The following is a 17669-nucleotide window of genomic DNA, read 5'->3' on the forward strand; positions in this document are numbered from 1 at the left end:
TTGAGCACGGCCCCGCCGGGATAGCCGAACACGAACTCGACCCCCTCTTCGGCCAGACAACGTACGACGATCTCGGCGCCCGTGGCTTCCATAAACTGGTAAAAAATCAATTCGTTGGTGAACCTGTGAGGGTAATCGTTTTGCCCCGTAACGGTCAAGAAATCATGCCAGAGCGATCATCCGGCAGACTTCCACGCCTTGGTTTTCACGATTTTCACGCCGGACCCGCAAACATTCCGGCACCCCATGAAAAACCCCTCCAGCACGGAGGGGCGGAGCGGCGAACCGCTCAATACAAACTTCGCCGCAGGCGTGGCCTGAGGGTATTACTCGTGTGCGGCTTCGCGCAGCGCCAGCATGACTTCGTTCAACGCACCTTCAGCATTCTCGAACAGGCAGACCATGTTGCCGACGCTGCACACTGTCGTCGCGGCCCCCTGAACGACCCAGCCTTGCGACGGGGACCAGCCGCGCATTTGCGAAAACAGGGACAGCAAATCGGTATTGCCCGACACCATGCGGCGATACCAATGGGCGAATTTCGCCAAACGCTCCATCAACTCGGGCGACAGCATGCCTTCGGCCTCCATGATCACGCCGTCGTCACGAAAACGGCACACGGCCGTCACGCCATCGAGCACCAGAATTTTTCTCAGCGACATACGCGCTCCTCAGACCTGCAGGGCATTGAACGTGGCTTCGTAGTCGGCGTCGCGATTCCTGACCACCACACCGCGGTTGCCGTTCACTACCACCGACCATTCCAGACCCACCACCGAGAAACCCTTGATCGGCTGGAATCCACTCTGACCGGTGAGCGCTTCCCAGCCGCGCGCTTCCATGCCGGCAATCGCCTGATTGGCCACGCACGAACGCGCCAGCAAATCCAGCACCTGCGGCGTCAGCTCGGTGCCTTCGCGCAACACATGCGATTGCAGATCCCCCTTGTCCGTGTAGGTAAACGCCGCGAGTGCACCCGGCAAATCCATCATTTTCTGCAGATCCATCTTGTCTCCCCCTTCAAATCGATATCAGACTTCAGTACAGCGCTTCCTTGGTATCGCCCCCCAGCCTGGCGTACAGATTGACCAGCAGGTCATCCTGCACGTCGCCGACTTTGGCGCGCATGATGGTCATGACGTCGTTGAGCAACTCGTCACGGTTTTCGATGAAGGAAAAATAGTTGCCGACCGCGCATACCGTCACCTGCGCGCCGCGCACGATCCAGCCTTGTACCGGACGGCACCCGCAACTCTCGGAGAAGGAATCGAGGATTTCGGCCTGCATGTTGACCGACAGGGTATTGGCACGGCACAGGATCGACGCCATGCGCGCGAATTCGTCGGTCAGTGCGCCTTGATAAGAGAAACGGTCGCCACGATATGCATATTCGCCGGCAGCGATGACGCCGGGGATTGCCATGAGTTGCTTTACGATGTGCATCGAGCCCCCTCCTTGGTTTTGATTTGTATGCGGCGCGCTGTGGCAAAGTGTCGCACCTAAGTCGCAATATAGAGCCTCCATGCAAGACAACGCAATAGCCCCCGTTTCTGCCACTTTTCTGGCGCGCGTCGCCGCGATGATCTACGAGCTGCTGCTGGTGACCGCAGTCCTGTTCGTCGCCTCGCTTCCCTTTCTCTATCTGGTCGGCAATGCCGAGACCGGCTGGCGGCATTATGTCTTTCAGTTGTATCTGATCGGCGTGCTGTTCGCCTACTTCAGCGCGTTCTGGATGCGCAGCGGGCAAACCCTGGCCATGAAAACCTGGCGTATCCGGCTGGTCGACCTGAACGGCGGCCGCCCCACCCTCCGGCAGTCCGCGCTGCGCTTCGTCTTTGCACTGCTCGGCCTCGCGCTGGCGGGGGCCGGTTTCTGGTGGGCCCTGTTCGATCGCGACCGTCAGTTCCTCCACGACCGCCTGGCACGCACCCGCCTGGTTCGCGTGCCGCGCAAGGCCTGAGGCGTGAACTGGCGCGACCACCTGCAGGCCCGCCTGCTGGAGATCCAGCCGGACAGTGTGTGCGCACTCGATGCCGCCGCCCATGAACTGGCCCGCGAGGTGCTGCATGACACCCCGTTGCATATCGCCGACAACAGCCCGCCCGCCCAGCCCTGCGCGCTGGCCCTGGGCGTCGACGTACTGAACGGACTGGACGCGCAGCAGGCCCGGCACCTGATCAGCCGGGTGCGCCTCTACGTCGCGCCGCGCCTCCTGCTTGCCGCGCTGCCCGGCTGCGCACTGGACGATGCGGCCTTCCGCGCCCTCGGCTTTACGCTGTCGACTACGGGACCGGCGGAAGGTCCGCGCATCTACCACTACGACATAGAGACCTACAAGACGGTGCCGGACTGGCTCAATTCCCGCTTCTGGGCACATCCCGAGCGCTGGGAGCCCTGAAAAGAACGCCGGCCCCCTCCGCAGCCGCGCGCTTCGCAGCCCTGCATACGTTACACTGGCCTCTGCCTCGCTCCGCCCTGTCCGACTGCCATGAACTTTACCCCCCACAACACACTTGAAGAACAGCTTGCCGCCGTCCATGCCGGCACGCTCGATCCCGAAACCTTCGTGCTGCACCTGCTCGACCAGCAGCTGTTCATGCCGGTGCGCGACGAAAAAGACGCCATTCAGGGTTTCCAGCGCTCGACCCAGGCCGAGCCGCTGATCATCGAAGACGAGGACGGCGAGCGCGTACTGGTAATGTTCACCAGTCCCGAACGCGCCAAGCCGTTTGTCGAACATTTCCCCGACTTTTCGGGCGGCCTGCTGACCGAGTTTTCCTGGCTGCTGCGCCGCATCGGCGGCGGCATACCGATTGCGTTGAATCCGGGCTGGGACATCGGCATGGATTTCGATGCCGACATGATTGCGCAACTGGTGGCGCAACTCCCGCCCGAACAGCCGGTCTGACGCACGCCCCCTGCCTCAACGCTTCGCCATGTTGTCCGACCGCGCGCTTGCCGATTTCCATTCCGCCCTCGGCGCCGACCGCGTCTTCGACGATGCCGCCACCCGCGCGCTCTATGCCTGCGATGAAACGCCGCGCCGGGTCGAACCCGACGCCGTGCTGTTCCCGTCTTCACACGACGAGGTGCTTGCGCTCGCGCACGTCGCTTCCGAGCACCGGATTGCGCTGACCCCGCGCGGCGCCGGTTCCGGCAATGTCGGCGGCGCGCTGCCCTCGCCCGGCAGCGTCGTCGTCAGCTTCGAATGCATGCGCCGCGTGCTCGAGTTCGATCCCGCCAACCGGCTCATCGTCGTCGAGCCCGGCGTAGTCACCGAGGAAATCGACCGCATCGCCCGCGGCGCCGGCCTGTTCTACCCGCCCGATCCCGGCAGCAGCACCTATTGCCGAATCGGCGGCAACCTCGCGATGAACGCCGCCGGTCCGCGTGCCGTGAAATACGGTGTCACCCGCGACTACGTGCTGGGACTGCGCGCCATCACCGGCGATGGCCGCGAAATCCGTACCGGATGCCGCACCACCAAGGGCGTCACCGGCTACGATCTCACCCGTCTGCTGGTCGGTTCCGGCGGCACCCTCGCCCTCATCACCGAGGCCACCCTGAAACTGCTGCCCGCGCCGGAAGCAGTCGCCACGTTGCGCCTGTGTTTTGCCAGCAACCGGGCCGCGCTCGATGCGGTCGGCCGCGTCATGCGCCAGGCCGTGGTGCCCAGTGCGCTCGAGTTCATGGACCGGCACGCCATCGACGCCATCCGCCCGACCGGCGCGGCGGACGATCTGCCGCCTGGCACGCAGGCCCTGCTGATGGTCGAGGCGGACGGTGCCGCGCAGGACCTTCCGCGCCAGATTGCCGCACTGGAACAGGCACTCGCCGGCAACGGTCTGCTCGAAATGAAGAGCGGATTCGCGCGCGCCGACATCGCCCGGCTATGGACGGCACGCAAGTCGCTGTCGCACGCAGTCAAGCAGATCGCACCGCTCAAGATCAACGAGGACGTCGTAGTGCCCGTGTCGAAGCTCGCCGACCTCGTCGACTTCCTCGACCACACCGCGCAGACCCAACAACTACCGATCGTCTCGTTCGGCCATGCCGGCAACGGCAACCTGCACGTCAACCTGATGGTGCACCCCGACGATATCGACGAAATGGCGCGCGCGCGCCTGGCGCTCGATGCCATCATGCTGCGCGTACTGGCACTGGGCGGCACGCTTTCGGGCGAGCACGGCATCGGCACTGAAAAACGCCGCTTCGTGCCTCAGGAAATCGATCCCACCACGCTCGAGCTGATGCGCGCGATCAAACGGCAATTCGATCCGCACGGTCTGCTCAATCCCGGCAAACTTTTTCCTGACTGAGATCGCCGCGAAGGCTTTACAAGCACGAAATGCATCTATAGAATGCGCGGCTTCGTTGGGGGTATAGCTCAGCTGGGAGAGCGCTTGCATGGCATGCAAGAGGTCAGCGGTTCGATCCCGCTTACCTCCACCAACTCATCACCACGCTGCTGGGGTTGATCCTGAGTGTAGCGGGCTTGGCTGTCGGGTTTTGGGAAATGCTCCATGGCAACGGGAATGCACAGTTCTGGCTCTCGCTGATACCATTGGGCTTCGTCGGATTGTTTGTCGGCGTCACCTTGACCCAGCTGTACAACAAGCAGGAAAGGCGCAAGCCTGAGTAGTAAAAGTTGGCGGTTCACACCGTCGTCCGGGTCCCCATCGTCTAGAGGCCTAGGACATCGCCCTTTCACGGCGGTAACCGGGGTTCGAATCCCCGTGGGGACGCCACCTTACATCCGTAAGGTGATCAAAATCCAGCCCTTCCCGGGTTGGCAAAAATCAAACTGAACTGAATACAGCCTAGGAAATGACGGCTGGCTTTTCTGTGTGCAATACACATCGGGCGAACCCAACGTGGCGCCCCGAAGACGAATCGAACGTCCGACCTACCCCTTAGGAGGGGGTTGCTCTATCCACTGAGCTACCGGGGCGTGGCGCGCATTCTACCGAATACCGTGTGGATACACGAACTGTCGCGTATACACTCCCTGTTGTCACTGGCAGTCTATGATGCATTTCAGGAGAACCTATGTTCAAAATGATAATGGGCGGACTGGCGGTGCTGCTGCTGGCTGCGAGCGTGGCGTTCTGGATGCTGAGACCCGGTACGCAACGGACGGAAGGCAGTGCCGCGCCGGACTTCGCCCTGCAGGACCAGAACGGACAGACACATCGTCTGAGCGACTACGCTGGACGCTGGCTGGTCCTGTATTTCTATCCGCGCGACGACACGCCGGTCTGCACCCGCGAAGCCTGCCGTTTCCGCGACGACATCGGCACCCTGGGAAAGCTCGATGCGTCCGTAGTCGGCATCAGCGTCGACAGCACGCGTTCGCATGCCGACTTTTCCCGCAAATACGGCCTGCCGTTTCCGTTGCTGTCCGACCCTGACGGGCGTACCGCACGCGCCTATGACAGCCTGCTCAATCTCGGAATCATCCGGTTCGCCCGCCGCCACACGTTCATCATTGCCCCGGATGGACGCATCGCTGCCCGGTTCGATCACGTAGACCCCGCGCGACATGCCGAAGAAGTCAGGGATGCCCTGCGAAGTTTGCAGGGTTCCGGCGCGCCCCACATTTTCGCAGCGGCGGGCCGTGGCTAACCCTTCTCCGCCCACGAAGCCCAGCCCTATACAGAGAGGGTTTTCCCCTCTTATCGGAACCGCCTTTATCGCCCCGATCGCGTTGATCTGCGGTCTTTTGTTCAACGGTCTGTTCCAGCTCAAGGCGCTGGGCAGGCAATTGAACATCGTGGTCGAGCTTCACAATCGCAAGATCGACCTCATCACGCAAACCCAGGTGGCGGCGCACATCCGCACTGACAGCCTGTTCCGCATGGTGCTGGCCGACGACCCATTCGAACGCGACGCCCACTTCCTGCGATTCAACCATGCAGGCTTTCTTGTCATGCAAGGGCGAAACTCGCTGCGTGAGCTGGGGCTCACCCCCACCGAGCAGCGCAACTTCGATGCCCAGACGCAGCTGATCATGCGGATCCGGACAGTACAGGAACACCTGATCGACCTGCTTCATGCCAATCAGTATCTTATGGCACGCCAGGTGTTGGTACACGAAGCCATTCCCCTTCAGGAACAGTTCAACCAGCAACTGGCCACGATGCGCACGGCCTACCAGAGGGCCAACCTGGCTGCCCAGAAGCAGGCGCAGCAGACCTACCGACATGCGCTATATCTCACGCTGGCCTTCGGTCTCGCGGCCATCACGCTGGCGCTGCTGATCGCGTGGCAGACGACACGCAAGATCAAACTGAAGTCGCAACGAATACACGACCAGATGGAAGAACTGGAACAGTCACGTGCTGCGCTGCGCGAAGAGGCCACCCACGATCCCCTGACCGGCCTGGCCAACAGGCGTCTGTTCTATGACCGGCTGCAGCAGGCGATCCGCCATGCCCTGCGCTATGGCGGCAAGGTCGGGATCCTGTACCTGGACATGGACCGCTTCAAGGACATCAACGACCGGCACGGCCATCACGTCGGCGATGCCGTGCTGGTGGCAGTGGCGCAAAGATTGAAGGATTGCGTACGCGAATCCGATTCGGTCGCGCGCCTGGGTGGAGACGAGTTCGTGGTGTTGCTGGAAGGTGTCCAGGGACGCCAGGACTGCATTGCCGCCGCCCTCAAGATCGAACAGAGTCTGGCGCATACCACCCGCTTCGACGATCTGCACCTGGAGATCGACGCCAGCATCGGCCAGGCGCTCTATCCTGACGACGGCAGCGACGAAGATGCCTTGATCCGCGCGGCCGACGCGGCCATGTACCAGGTCAAATCCGGCAGCGAATCAGAGCGTCAGAGTCGCCTGCCATTCCAGTAAAGGAATCAGCGCGGTCTCAGACGAATCGCCTCGCGTTCGCGCCGCGCCTTGGCGCCCCATATCCACACATACTGCACGCCGGAAGCCACAGCGATGATGAAGACGGCGACGAACAGAGCATGCAGCCAGTCGTCCAGCGACAGCAGCCCGGCCAGTCCGCCCAACACCAGCGACAGCAACGACAGTTCCGCAAACATGTGCGTCTTGCCGAGCCAGGTCGGGTGGATATCCAGGTGCCCCGCCAGGCCGCGATAGCTCAACGCACCCAGCACGATGATGCTGTCGCGCAACAGGATCGCCAGCGTCACCCACAGCGGGATTGCACCCGCCTGCGTCAGCATGACCAACGTCACCACGCCCAATGCCTTGTCGGCAACGGTATCGAGCGCGGCGCCGAGCTGGGTCATCTGTTTGAGCCAGCGCGCCAGCAGACCATCGATGCCGTCCGATATCGCAGCGGCGAGAAACAACCAGCACGCGGCCTCCCAACGCTGCTGCAGGATCAGCCAGCCCACGACCGGCACCGCAGCCAGGCGCAGCAGGGTGATGACGTTCGGCAGATTGAATACACGTTCGCTCATGCGGATGTCTGGTTGAGTAAGTCTGCGTCAATACAGAGGCCAAGGATTGGGCGTGTCTGGCGCGAAGGCAGCCGCAGCCATAGTCATACTATGGCGAAGATTGCCGACAAAGCCAGGCGCGGCAAAGACTGGCCGAATATAGCAAGGCTTGCTCAACCAAACACCGTAACCGTACTCAATTCAAGGGCTGTCTGGCAAGTTCGTTCCACAGTTTGTCGAGCCGCTTCGCCGATACCGGATACGGGGTTTTCAGTTCCTGGGCAAAGAGCGATATCCGCAGTTCCTCCAGCTGCCAGCGGAAATCGTCCAGCGCGGCGGATGCCGTGCCTATCATCTGGCCTCGCCGCGCCAGGTATTTGTTCTGCAGCGTCAGCACGCCAGCCATGCTGCGCGCGTCGCGCTGCTCGGCTGCAGGCAGTTTCTCCAACCGCTTGAGAATGCCGCGCAGATAACGCGGCAAGTCCTTCAAATGCGCCCACGGCGTGGCTGTGATGAAGTCCGCCGGCACCAGCGCAGCGAGATGCGCGGTTTCGTCGCGCATCACCGCGGTGAACTGCGGCTTGGCATTCAAGCGCGCCGCCACCTGTGCATGCAGGTCGAGAATTTCCGCACTGTCGCGCAGCAGCGCCTGCTTCACCACAGCGATTCTGGGCTTGGCGCGCTCCTTCTGCTTGCCAAAGGTTCTCCCGTCGCGCGGCGTGTCGTCGTCGCCCAGCAGTGCGCGGATGGCGATCGCATCGATGAGCGCGGCGCGCAACTGCTCGGGGCTGCCGAAGCTGCGGAATTTCAGCGCCAGCGCGGTTTCGCGCGCCAGGTCCTTGTCGAGCTGCTTGAACTGCGCCGCCAGCGCGATGCGCAACAGCCGCACGACACCCCGTCGCGTTTCGCTTTCGGCCACGTCTGCCGCATCGAGAAGCCGCAGGTCGACACTCTCGCCGTTGTCGACCAGCGCCGGATAGCCCATCAACTCGCGCCCGCCGCGCCTGAATTTCACCTGCGCGGGCAGGTCGCCGAAATTCCACTCGGTCAGCCCGGTGCGCTCGAATTCGCTGTTCTCGGCACCGCCGCCATAGGTGATGCGCGCCGCGCCGCCCAGCTGCTGGCGCAGCACGGCCAGATCGCGACCGCTGGCAAGTTCCTGACCGCTGTCGTCGATCACGCTCACGTTCATTTTCAGATGCGCCGGCAGTTCGCCCTTCCATTCGTCGGGATGAATGTCGGCGCCGGTCTTCTTGCGGATATAGGCTGCCAGCGCTGCCGTCAGCACCTGCTCGCCCGGCTTCGCCACCGAAAGGAAAGCCGTCACCGTGTCGGGCAGAGGGATCAGCGGGCGGCGCTTGTCCTTGGGCAGGAATTTCAGCAATGCGGTGAGTTTCTCCCGGATCAGCCCGGGCACCAGCCAGTCGATCTGCGCGGCCTCGATACGATTGAGCAGATACAGCGGCAGGCGCAGCGTCACGCCGTCGAGCGCGTGGCCGGGCTCGAAGCGGTATTTCAGCTGACACGCCACGTCATCGACTGCCATCGTTTCGGGGAACAGCGTGTGGTCGGCGCCGAGTCCCTCGCCAAGGATGTCTTCGCGCTGCAGGAACAAAATTTTAGGGTTGGCGGCTTCGGCGTCCGCACGCCAGGTCTCGAACGCCGCGCCGTTGTGGATATCCGGCGGTACGCGGGCATCGAACACGCGGAAGATGCGTTCCTCGTCGAGCCACACGCCGGACTTTCGCGCCTTGTGCTCGAGGTCCTCGATTTCCTTGATCAGTGCGCGATTGTGCACGAACCACGGCGCGCGCGTGTCATATTCGCCCGCCACCAGCGCGCCGCGGATGAACAGTTCACGTGACAGTTCGGGGTCGATGGGACCGTAGTGGATCTTGCGCCGCGCTACCAGGGTGATGCCGTACAAACTCACGCGTTCGAATGCCACCACGCGGGCGCCGTCCTTTTCCCAGTGCGGTTCGATGGTCATGCGCGTCAGCAGATGACGACCCGCGCTCTCGATCCATTCCGGGCGCACTTCGGCGACGGTGCGCGCGAGCAGGCGGCCGGTGTCGGTCAGCTCGGCGGCCATGATCCACTTTGGCCCTTTTTTTGCCAGCGCTGAGCCAGGGTGGATCGACAGTTTGATGCCGCGCGCCCCCTGGTAATTGCCCTCGCCCGGCTTGGGCCGCGCCTTGGCGTCATCCGACTTGAAGCCGATGTTGCCGAGCAGGCCGGTCAGCAGTGCCTGATGGATGGCGTCGTAGCCGGCGTCCTTGTCGTTCTCACGCAGACCCAGTTCGCTCACCTGCGCATGCAGCTGGCCATGAATGTCGCGCCATTCGCGCATCCGACGCGGCGACAGGAAATGGTCCTGCAGCAGCGTCTGCAGTTGGCGGTTGGTTTTCTTGTGCTGCACCTGCTCCTCGTACCAGCGCCACAGCTTGAGCCAGCCCATGAAGTCGGAACGCTCGTCGGCAAACAGCTTGTGCTTCTCGTCGGCGGCCTGCGCGCGCTCCATCGGGCGGTCGCGCGGATCCTGTACCGACAACGCGCTGGCGATGATCAGTACCTCACGTACACAGCGCTGCTGCTCCGCCGCCAGCAGCATGCGTGCAATACGCGGATCGAGCGGCAGCCTGGCGAGTTGGGCGCCGATCTTGGTCAATTGCCCCTGCTCGTCGAGCGCATGCAATTCGGCCAGCAACTGGTAGCCGTCGGTGACAAGTCGGGAACTCGGCGGGTCGATGAAAGGGAAGCCGACCACCTCGCCGAGGCCGAGCGACTTCATGCGCAGGATGACGCCGGCCAGCGACGAGCGCAGCAGCTCGGGGTCGGTGAATCTTGGGCGGTTGCCGAAGTCGACCTCATCGTAGAGGCGGATGCAGACGCCGTCGGCCACGCGGCCGCAGCGCCCGGCGCGCTGGTTGGCCGAGGCCTGCGACACCTTCTCGATCAGCAACTGCTCGACCTTGTTGCGCGCCGAATAGCGCTTCACCCGCGCGGTGCCGGGATCGATCACGTAGCGGATGCCGGGCACGGTGAGCGAGGTTTCCGCCACATTGGTGGCAAGCACGATACGCCGCAGCGCACTCGTGGGCTTGAAGATCGCATCCTGCTCGGCCACCGACAGACGGGAAAACAGCGGCAGGATTTCGGTGCCCGGGGGATGGTGCTTCCTGAGGGCCTCGGCAGTGTCGCGGATCTCGCGCTCGCCCGGCAGAAAGACCAGGATGTCACCAGGACCCACCCGCGCCAACTCGTCGGTGGCATCGAGGATAGCGGCGATCTGGTCGGGCGCATCCTTGTCCTTCTTCTCGCGTTCGCCCCTGGCCGGCGTCGCCGGCTCCTCGCGTTCGATCGGCCGCCAGCGGATTTCCACCGGATAGGTGCGCCCCGATACCTCGATCACCGGCGCGTCGTCGAAATGCTTCGAGAAACGCTCGGCGTCGATGGTGGCCGAGGTGATCACCACGCGCAGGTCACCGCGCTTTTCCACCAGCGTCTTCAGGTAGCCCAGCAGGAAATCGATGTTGAGGCTGCGCTCGTGCGCCTCGTCGATGATGATCGTGTCGTAGCGGCTCAAGAGCGGGTCGCCCTGGCTCTCGGCCAGCAGGATGCCGTCGGTCATCACCTTGATCGCGGTGTCGTGGCGCACGGTGTCGGTGAAGCGCACCTTGTAGCCGACCCGGCCGCCGAGTTCGCTGCCCAGTTCCTGTGCGATGCGCGCCGCCACCGAGCGCGCGGCGATGCGGCGCGGCTGGGTGCAGCCGATCAGCCTGCCTGGCCTCGCCGCCTCTAATCCAAGCCGGGCCTCCAGGCACATCTTGGGGATCTGCGTGGTCTTGCCCGAGCCGGTCTCGCCGCACAGGATCAGCACGCGGTGTTTCTGCAGCGCCGCGAGTATGTCGTCGCGGCGCTGGCTGACCGGCAGGTCGGGATAGCTGATATGCAAGGGACTACTTGTTCTGGATATATTTGGCGTCATCGAAGGTTTCCAGCCAGGCAGGGCGATAGACCGCCATCATCGTCACCGCCATGCCGGTCGAGAATGCCTCCGCCCAGCTGATCAATACCGTGGCATACGGCGTGTACTGGGCAAGCAGATAATCGAGCGGATACACCCCGGCCAGCGCCATCAGCGCCGTGGTCGTCACGCCGATCACCGCCACCGAAAGCGCGGCGCCGAAAAAACCATTGCCCAGCACGTAGATGAAAAAGTGATTCGGCAAACGGCGCTCGACAAATCGATAGACGTTCCAGCTCACGCCCGCTGGCAATGCCGCCATCAGCAGCGCATCCGCACCCAATGCCTCCCAGCTGCCATGCCCGAATGCCGCGTTCGCCAGCAGGACCAGCACACCGGAGAACGTGGCGCGCCAGAAGCCGAACATCAGCGTCAATGCCGCCAGTCCGTACAGATGGAATGCCAGCCCGGGTTTGACGCCCGTTCGGATCTGCCACAAGGCCAGCACGGCCACCGTGGCGCCGAGGAAAAGGTTCAGTCTCGACGGCTCGGCCAGCCTGCGCCAGTCGCCCGACATCAACCAGCGCCAGGCCAGAAAAGCCAAACCCAGCCAGCCGACCAGATAAAAGGATACGGGCAACAGTGATGCGGACTGGCCCAGCGCGTTAAAATTCATGGGCGGATTTTACGCGATGCGCGGATCCGAACCCTTACTTCGAGCCCAGACCATGTCCGCACCCCCATCCCCCCACACCCGGCTGAGCGACGACGAGATCGATGCCCTGGCCGATCTGGTCGATCTCATCGACGAGCGCACCGACGTCCCGGTCTCGCTCGAAGGCCTGGACGGCTTCATCACCGCGCTGGCCTGCAGCCCGCGCGCCATCCCGGCCGAAGAATACTTTCCGGTGCTGTTCGACCGCGATGACGGCCTGGACGCGATATTCGAGGACGAGGTCGACATGGTACGGTTCCTGGCGCTGTTCGATCGCCGACGCAACGAGATTGCCCGTGCGCTGACCGCCCCGATCGAAGACCTCACCGACCCCAGGGCGCTGTCCCCGCTGATCATGGACTGGGACGGGCTGCTGGCCGAGCTGCCGCCCGCCGAAGCCGGACGCTTGAGGGCGGCCGGCATCCCGCCCTATGCCCAGTTGTGGGCCGCCGGCTTTCTGCTGGTCGTGGAACACTGGGAAGACGACTGGAACTTACCCGTGGACAGCAAGGACGAAGCCTTCGTCGACGAGGTGCTCGACCCATTCTACGTGCTGGCCGCACCGCTCGACGAACTCAGCCCTGAAGAGCGAGCCATCCGCCGTGAAGACCATGTCGCCCTCGCCGTCTGGGGCGCCTACGAACTGCGCGAATTCTGGCTCGACCGCGGTCAAGCCCCGCGCGCCTGAATTCCTGTCATTTGAACCTGCTAACGTCTATCCGATGAATCTCGTCCTATTCGATCTCGACAACACCCTGCTCGCCGGCGACTCCGACTACGAATGGGGGCAGTTCCTCATCGCCAAGGGCGTGGTCGACGGCGCGCACTACGAAGCCAAGAACCGCGCCTTCTACGAAGACTACAAGGCCGGGCAGCTCGACATCTATGCCTTCCTCGCCTTCGCCCTGCGGCCGCTTGCCACCCATACGCGCGCGCAACTCGACGCCTGGCATGCCGAATACATGGAGACGCGCATCCGGCCGATGATCACCCAGGCCGCGCGCGATCTGGTGAACAAGCAACTTAACGAAGCCGACCTGGTCGCCATCATCACGGCTACCAACAGCTTCGTCACCGGGCCGATCGCGAAGGAATTCGGGATTCCGCACCTGATCGCCACCGACCCCGAGGAAATCGACGGCCGCTTCACCGGCGAAGTCGCCGGCACGCCGTGTTTCCGCGAAGGCAAGGTGGTCCGTCTCGAACAGTTTCTTGAAGCCCACGGCACGCGGCTGGATTGCCTCAGCACCAGCTGGTTCTACAGTGACTCGCTCAACGACCTGCCGCTGCTGGAGAAAGTCCGGCATCCCGTTGCCGTCGACCCCGATGCCACGCTGCGCGCGCACGCCGAAGCCAGGAACTGGCCGGTGATCTCGCTACGCCCTCCGTCCCTGCAAGGACACATGCACCCATAGGCTACACACGCATGCACATCATCATCCCGGACCGATCGCCCCTGTCCACGCCGTCCACGCTGGCCGAAAGTGTCGCCCAGCAACGCAACGCCCTCGCCAACATGTTGCGCGAACCGCTGGCGCTGGCGGCGCAAGCGTGCAGCCGGGTCTGGCCCAGCCGGGCCGGCCTCAACGCCGCGCTGACGCACGCACTGAACGGACTGCCCGCCTGCAAGTACATGTACGCGCTGGACACCCGCGCCCTCCAGCTCAGCGACAACATCAGTCATGCCGGCCCGATCGAGACGGACTACGGACGCGACCGCTCCGATCGCCCCTACATGAACGAAGCGGTACCGAACCAGGGTTTCCTCCTGTCGCAGGCCTACATCAGCCTGCGGGCCAGGCGGCCATCGCTGACCGCGATCCAGATCGTGCGCGACGATGACGATCAGGTGCTCGGTTTCGTCGGTGCCGATTTCGACCTGCGCGACCTGCCGATCACCGCCAAGCTCTACAACGAGCCCACCGACTGGCGGCAGATCAAGGGCGACCCGGCCATCCGCGGCGCGGTATTCCATCAGACCCGTAGCGACAGTCAGATGGATCTAAGCCTCGATACCGTGCTGGGCGTGATGGAGGAACTGATGACCGACCGCGGCGTGTTCCACGGCAAGCTGCACTTCTCCAGCAGCCGCGCCACAATCTGGCTGGTCGACGACCCTTATCGCTACCGTCTGCTGGATATCGACGCGTTGACCGACCCAGACACCTGTCTCAGTTATCCGCGCCGTCCCTACCCGGACGATGCGGTGGTGCCCAAGGACAAGATACGCCCGGTCCTGGACACCCTGCGCGCGCTGCGCTTCATGGACGAAACCTTCTACCTGCGTGCGGGTTCGCTCAACATCTTCAACGGCATGGTCGGCCTCACCTTCTCGTGCGACGGCTCGCATTACCTGCCGTGGGACGAATTCCTGAGCAAAGGCCACGATTTCTGGGTGGCGAGCAATCCGACAGGGCCGAGCTGTCCGGTCTGAGAAAACGGGCTTCCGGCTCAGCGACCGGATGGCAGCTTTTTTTCATGCCAATACGCATAGGCGACCGGAATCAGGATCAGCGACAGAAGGGCGGCCGATACCATGCCGCCGACCAGCGGAGCGGCGATGCGCTTCATCACGTCCGTCCCTGCGCCCTGGCCCAGAAGAATCGGCAGCAGACCCGCAATGATGACGGACACGGTCATGGCCTTGGGCCTGATGCGTAACAAGGCCCCTTCCACGATGGCCTGATGCAGGGACGCGCGGTCCTGCAGCGCGCCCGCGCGTTGCGACCGGTCTATCGCATTGTCGAGATACAGCAGCATGACCACGCCGAACTCGGCGGCCACGCCGGCGAGCGCGATGAACCCCACGGCCACCGCCACCGAAAACTGGTAGCCTAGGGCGTAGACGAGCCAGAAACTGCCCACCAGCGCAAGCGGCAGGCACGCCATCACCAGCACGACCTTGCCGAAATGGCGGAAATGCAGGTACAGCAACAGAAGCACCAGAATGAATGTAAGCGGCACCACCCATTGCAGCCGCTCCTTCGCATGCTGAAGATGAAGGTATTGGCCGGCCCACTGGACCGCATAGCCCGGCGGCAACGGGACGGATCGTTCCACTGCATCGCGGGCCGCCGCGACGTAACCGCCGAGGTCGCCGCTTGCGATGTCGACATAGACATAGCCGACCAGTCGCCCGTTTTCGCTCTTGATCTCGGCCGGGCCATCGGCAATGCTCAGCTTCGCAATCTCGCCCAGCGGCACCTGCATGCCGGCAGGCGTGGTGACCCGGCTTGCCGCCAGGGCGTCGAGCGAATCGCGGTAGCCGCGCGGGTAGCGCAAATTGATGGAGAAACGCTCGCGTCCGTCGACGACCGTACCGACATCCTCGCCCCCGATCGCGCCCTGAACCAGATTCTGTACGTTCGAGATGCTCACACCGTAGCGCGCGGCCTGGGCACGATCCACCTGGATGTCGATGTAGCGCCCGCGCGTCACGCGTTCGGCGAACACCGTGCGGGTACCCCGCACTTCCCGGACGACGGCTTCGATCTTCTGCGCGAGATCGACGATGCCATCAAGTTCGGGACCGGTGACCTTGACGCCGACGGCAGTGCGGATGCCGGTGGACAGCATGTCGATGCGGGTGCGGATGGGATAACCCCAGGCGTTGGTGAGACCCGGCAGGTTGACCGTCTGGTCGAGCTTGTGGATGACGTCCTCGACCGTTTCGCCGGGCGGCCACTGCTCGCGCGGCTTCAGGAGTATGGTCGTCTCCAGCATGGACAGCGGCGCCGGGTCGGTGGCGGACTCGGCGCGGCCGGCCTTGCCGAACACGCGATCGACCTCCGGCAGGGTGCGGATCAGGCGGTCCGTGATCTGCAGAACGTTGGCTGCCTCGTCGATGGACAGGCCCGGCAGGGTGGTGGGCATATACAGCAGGTCGCCTTCGTACAGCGGCGGCATGAATTCGCTGCCGGTCCTGCTCACCGGCCACGCGATGCTGGCGAGCGCCAGTGCGGAGATCAGCAGCGTGGCGATGGGTCGCCGTAGCGCGAACAGCAGGAGCGGCCGGTAAAGCCGGTGCAGGACACGGTTGACCGGATTGCCACGCTCCGGGGCGATGCGCCCGCGGATCAGATAGCCCATCAGCACCGGCATCAGGGTAACCGCCAGCGCCGCGCTGGCGGCCATGGCATAGGTCTTGGTGTAGGCAAGCGGTGCGAACAGCTTGCCTTCCTGGCCGGTGAGGGTCAGTACGGGAAGGAAGGAAACGGTGATGACCAGCAACGAGAAAAACAGCGCGGGACCGACTTCCGCGGCACTCCTGCGCACCACTTCCCAACGGTCACAAGCTTCGTCCGCATGCTCCAGGTGCTTGTGCAAGTTCTCGACCATGACGATGGCGGCGTCGACCATGGCACCGATGGCGATGGCGATGCCGCCCAGCGACATGATGTTGGCGGTGACGCCTTGCGCCTGCATGACAATGAAGGCCGTGAGGACGCCAAGCGGCAGCGTCACCACGGCCACCAGGGACGATCGAAGACGAAGCAGGAAGAGCAGGCAGACGAGGGCGACGACCAGCGACTCTTCCACCAGCTTGGTACCCAAGGTCCGGACGGCGCGCTCGATCAGCCCGGAACGGTCGTAGGTCGTGACCAGTTCCACGCCGGCGGGCAGCCCTTTCCGCAATTCCTGCAAACGCTGCTTGACGCGTTGCAGGGTGTCCAGCGCATTCTCGCCGTAGCGCATGATCACGATACCGCCGGTCACTTCGCCTTCGCCATCGAGATCCGCCACGCCGCGCCGCGCTTGCGGGCCGGTCTGGATATGCGCCACGTCGCCGAGGGTCACGGGCACACCCCGCGCATCGACGCTGAGCGGAATGGACGCGAAATCCTGCTCCGACCTCAGGTAGCCACGCATGCGCACCATGTACTCGGCATGGCCCATTTCGAGCACGGAGCCACCGGTCTCGGCGTTGTTGGCGCGCACCGCATCCCCGATTTGCTGCAGGCTCAATCCGTAGTGCGCCAGGCGGTTGGGATCGACTTCAATCTGGAACTGCCGCACCATGCCACCGACGCTCGCCACCTCGGCCACGCCCGGTACGCTCTGCAACTCGTACTTCAGGAAGAAATCCTGGACTGCGCGCAACCGATCGGGATCGTACCGGTGCCCCCGATCCACCAGCGCATATTCGAATATCCAGCCCACGCCGGACGCGTCGGGGCCCAGCGACGGCCTCACCCCGGCAGGCAGTTGCGGTTGGGCCTGCGCCAGATATTCCAGTACCCGGCTTCGCGCCCAGTAGGGATCGGTTCCTTCCTTGAAAAGGACATAGAGAAAGGATTGGCCGAACAGGGAGAAACCGCGCACGGCGGTGGATTTCGGTACTGAAAGCAAGGCGCTGGCGAGCGGATAGGTCACCTGATCTTCCACCGTCTGCGGCGACTGCCCGGCGTAAGGCGTCTGGATGATGACCTGGACGTCCGACAGGTCGGGAATGGCATCGAGCGCCATGTGGCGCGCGCTGGTTGCCCCCCAGACGGCGACCAGACACGCGGTCAGCAGCACCAGCATGCGATTGCGCAGCGACCATTCGATCAGACGGACGACCATCCC

General features: G+C 63.6%; 16 protein-coding genes and 3 tRNA genes. 11 read left to right on the forward strand and 8 right to left on the reverse strand.

The genetic code is table 11. The annotated features are described in order from the left end of the window. Positions 1 to 326: 326 nt before the first annotated feature. From ABT23_RS06400 to ABT23_RS06410, 3 genes are read right to left on the reverse strand one after another with little or no spacing between them, the layout of a single operon-like run. Positions 327 to 662, reverse strand: a complete 336-nt coding sequence (locus ABT23_RS06400; RefSeq protein WP_296632801.1) for a DUF2173 family protein — start codon at positions 660 to 662, stop codon at positions 327 to 329. Positions 663 to 671: 9 nt separating this feature from the next. Then, positions 672 to 1007 carry a DUF2173 family protein gene (locus ABT23_RS06405; RefSeq protein ID WP_296632804.1) on the reverse strand — a complete coding sequence of 112 codons (336 nt, stop codon included), beginning with the start codon at positions 1005 to 1007 and terminating at the stop codon, positions 672 to 674. A gap of 31 nt (positions 1008 to 1038) precedes the next feature. After that, positions 1039 to 1443: a DUF2173 family protein gene (locus ABT23_RS06410; RefSeq protein WP_296632812.1), complete on the reverse strand. Its 405-nt coding sequence runs from the start codon at positions 1441 to 1443 to the stop codon at positions 1039 to 1041. Between the two features lie 79 nt (positions 1444 to 1522). Here ABT23_RS06410 and ABT23_RS06415 point away from each other — a divergent pair, with 79 nt between their 5' ends. The 6 genes from ABT23_RS06415 to ABT23_RS06440 all read left to right on the forward strand — a co-directional run bounded on the left by ABT23_RS06415 (position 1523) and on the right by ABT23_RS06440 (position 4748). After that, on the forward strand, positions 1523 to 1960 hold the full coding sequence (locus tag ABT23_RS06415; protein ID WP_296632814.1) for an RDD family protein: 438 nt from the start codon (positions 1523 to 1525) through the stop codon (positions 1958 to 1960). A 3-nt stretch (positions 1961 to 1963) separates the two neighbouring features. Next, positions 1964 to 2398 carry a DUF6231 family protein gene (locus tag ABT23_RS06420; RefSeq protein WP_296632817.1) on the forward strand — a complete coding sequence of 145 codons (435 nt, stop codon included), beginning with the start codon at positions 1964 to 1966 and terminating at the stop codon, positions 2396 to 2398. 90 nt (positions 2399 to 2488) lie between these two features. Next, a complete protein-coding gene (locus ABT23_RS06425; RefSeq protein ID WP_296632820.1) occupies positions 2489 to 2908 on the forward strand; it encodes an SseB family protein in 420 nt (139 codons plus the stop codon). 28 nt (positions 2909 to 2936) lie between these two features. Continuing rightward, positions 2937 to 4319 carry an FAD-linked oxidase C-terminal domain-containing protein gene (locus tag ABT23_RS06430; protein WP_296632823.1) on the forward strand — a complete coding sequence of 461 codons (1383 nt, stop codon included), beginning with the start codon at positions 2937 to 2939 and terminating at the stop codon, positions 4317 to 4319. Between the two features lie 57 nt (positions 4320 to 4376). Next, a tRNA-Ala gene (locus ABT23_RS06435) sits at positions 4377 to 4452 on the forward strand. Between the two features lie 220 nt (positions 4453 to 4672). Continuing rightward, positions 4673 to 4748 (forward strand) — tRNA-Glu (locus ABT23_RS06440). 127 nt (positions 4749 to 4875) lie between these two features. On the opposite strand, the gene ABT23_RS06445 is transcribed toward ABT23_RS06440, so the two are convergent. Further along, a tRNA-Arg gene (locus tag ABT23_RS06445) sits at positions 4876 to 4951 on the reverse strand. A 98-nt stretch (positions 4952 to 5049) separates the two neighbouring features. Here ABT23_RS06445 and ABT23_RS06450 point away from each other — a divergent pair. Continuing rightward, positions 5050 to 5625: a peroxiredoxin gene (locus tag ABT23_RS06450; protein ID WP_296632827.1), complete on the forward strand. Its 576-nt coding sequence runs from the start codon at positions 5050 to 5052 to the stop codon at positions 5623 to 5625. Then, positions 5618 to 6859 (forward strand): diguanylate cyclase, encoded by a 1242-nt coding sequence (locus ABT23_RS06455; protein ID WP_296632829.1) that lies wholly within the window; start codon positions 5618 to 5620, stop codon positions 6857 to 6859. The genes ABT23_RS06450 and ABT23_RS06455 overlap by 8 nt, the downstream gene beginning before the upstream one ends. A 5-nt stretch (positions 6860 to 6864) precedes the next feature. On the opposite strand, the gene ABT23_RS06460 is transcribed toward ABT23_RS06455, so the two are convergent. From ABT23_RS06460 to ABT23_RS06470, 3 genes are all read right to left on the reverse strand, one after another. Further along, positions 6865 to 7440, reverse strand: coding sequence for a CDP-alcohol phosphatidyltransferase family protein (locus tag ABT23_RS06460; RefSeq protein WP_296632832.1), 576 nt, complete (start codon positions 7438 to 7440; stop codon positions 6865 to 6867). Positions 7441 to 7615: 175 nt separating this feature from the next. Then, complete coding sequence (gene hrpA, locus ABT23_RS06465; RefSeq protein ID WP_296632835.1) at positions 7616 to 11374, reverse strand: ATP-dependent RNA helicase HrpA; 3759 nt, start codon at positions 11372 to 11374, stop codon at positions 7616 to 7618. A 4-nt stretch (positions 11375 to 11378) separates the two neighbouring features. After that, the gene (locus ABT23_RS06470) at positions 11379 to 12062 is read right to left on the reverse strand and encodes an energy-coupling factor ABC transporter permease (RefSeq protein WP_296632837.1); all 684 of its coding nucleotides are present in this window, start codon (positions 12060 to 12062) and stop codon (positions 11379 to 11381) included. Between the two features lie 52 nt (positions 12063 to 12114). Here ABT23_RS06470 and ABT23_RS06475 point away from each other — a divergent pair, with 52 nt between their 5' ends. Genes ABT23_RS06475 through ABT23_RS06485 form a run of 3 tightly spaced genes read left to right on the forward strand, consistent with a single transcriptional unit; the run spans position 12115 to position 14535 of the window. Further along, entirely contained in the window at positions 12115 to 12789 is a 675-nt protein-coding gene (locus ABT23_RS06475; RefSeq protein ID WP_296632840.1) for a YecA family protein, read from the forward strand. Between the two features lie 34 nt (positions 12790 to 12823). After that, a complete protein-coding gene (locus ABT23_RS06480; protein WP_296632844.1) occupies positions 12824 to 13516 on the forward strand; it encodes an HAD family hydrolase in 693 nt (230 codons plus the stop codon). A gap of 11 nt (positions 13517 to 13527) precedes the next feature. Continuing rightward, on the forward strand, positions 13528 to 14535 hold the full coding sequence (locus tag ABT23_RS06485; RefSeq protein ID WP_296632847.1) for a PDC sensor domain-containing protein: 1008 nt from the start codon (positions 13528 to 13530) through the stop codon (positions 14533 to 14535). A 17-nt stretch (positions 14536 to 14552) separates the two neighbouring features. On the opposite strand, the gene ABT23_RS06490 is transcribed toward ABT23_RS06485, so the two are convergent. Continuing rightward, positions 14553 to 17666 carry a CusA/CzcA family heavy metal efflux RND transporter gene (locus tag ABT23_RS06490; RefSeq protein ID WP_296632850.1) on the reverse strand — a complete coding sequence of 1038 codons (3114 nt, stop codon included), beginning with the start codon at positions 17664 to 17666 and terminating at the stop codon, positions 14553 to 14555. Positions 17667 to 17669: the final 3 nt, after the last annotated feature.

The organism is Thiobacillus sp. SCN 63-57 (genome assembly GCF_001725555.1).
Lineage (GTDB): Bacteria > Pseudomonadota > Gammaproteobacteria > Burkholderiales > Thiobacillaceae > Thiobacillus.

Bases quoted from the DNA above. Each gene is read 5' to 3' on its own strand.
- ABT23_RS06400 (WP_296632801.1), bottom strand. From the start codon at position 662: ATGTCGCTGAGAAAAATTCTGGTGCTCGATGGCGTGACGGCCGTGTGC.
- ABT23_RS06405 (WP_296632804.1), bottom strand. From the start codon at position 1,007: ATGGATCTGCAGAAAATGATGGATTTGCCGGGTGCACTCGCGGCGTTT.
- ABT23_RS06410 (WP_296632812.1), bottom strand. From the start codon at position 1,443: ATGCACATCGTAAAGCAACTCATGGCAATCCCCGGCGTCATCGCTGCC.
- ABT23_RS06415 (WP_296632814.1), top strand. From the start codon at position 1,523: ATGCAAGACAACGCAATAGCCCCCGTTTCTGCCACTTTTCTGGCGCGC.
- ABT23_RS06425 (WP_296632820.1), top strand. From the start codon at position 2,489: ATGAACTTTACCCCCCACAACACACTTGAAGAACAGCTTGCCGCCGTC.
- ABT23_RS06430 (WP_296632823.1), top strand. From the start codon at position 2,937: ATGTTGTCCGACCGCGCGCTTGCCGATTTCCATTCCGCCCTCGGCGCC.
- ABT23_RS06450 (WP_296632827.1), top strand. From the start codon at position 5,050: ATGTTCAAAATGATAATGGGCGGACTGGCGGTGCTGCTGCTGGCTGCG.
- ABT23_RS06460 (WP_296632832.1), bottom strand. From the start codon at position 7,440: ATGAGCGAACGTGTATTCAATCTGCCGAACGTCATCACCCTGCTGCGC.
- ABT23_RS06470 (WP_296632837.1), bottom strand. From the start codon at position 12,062: ATGAATTTTAACGCGCTGGGCCAGTCCGCATCACTGTTGCCCGTATCC.
- ABT23_RS06475 (WP_296632840.1), top strand. From the start codon at position 12,115: ATGTCCGCACCCCCATCCCCCCACACCCGGCTGAGCGACGACGAGATC.
- ABT23_RS06480 (WP_296632844.1), top strand. From the start codon at position 12,824: ATGAATCTCGTCCTATTCGATCTCGACAACACCCTGCTCGCCGGCGAC.
- ABT23_RS06485 (WP_296632847.1), top strand. From the start codon at position 13,528: ATGCACATCATCATCCCGGACCGATCGCCCCTGTCCACGCCGTCCACG.
- ABT23_RS06490 (WP_296632850.1), bottom strand. From the start codon at position 17,666: ATGGTCGTCCGTCTGATCGAATGGTCGCTGCGCAATCGCATGCTGGTG.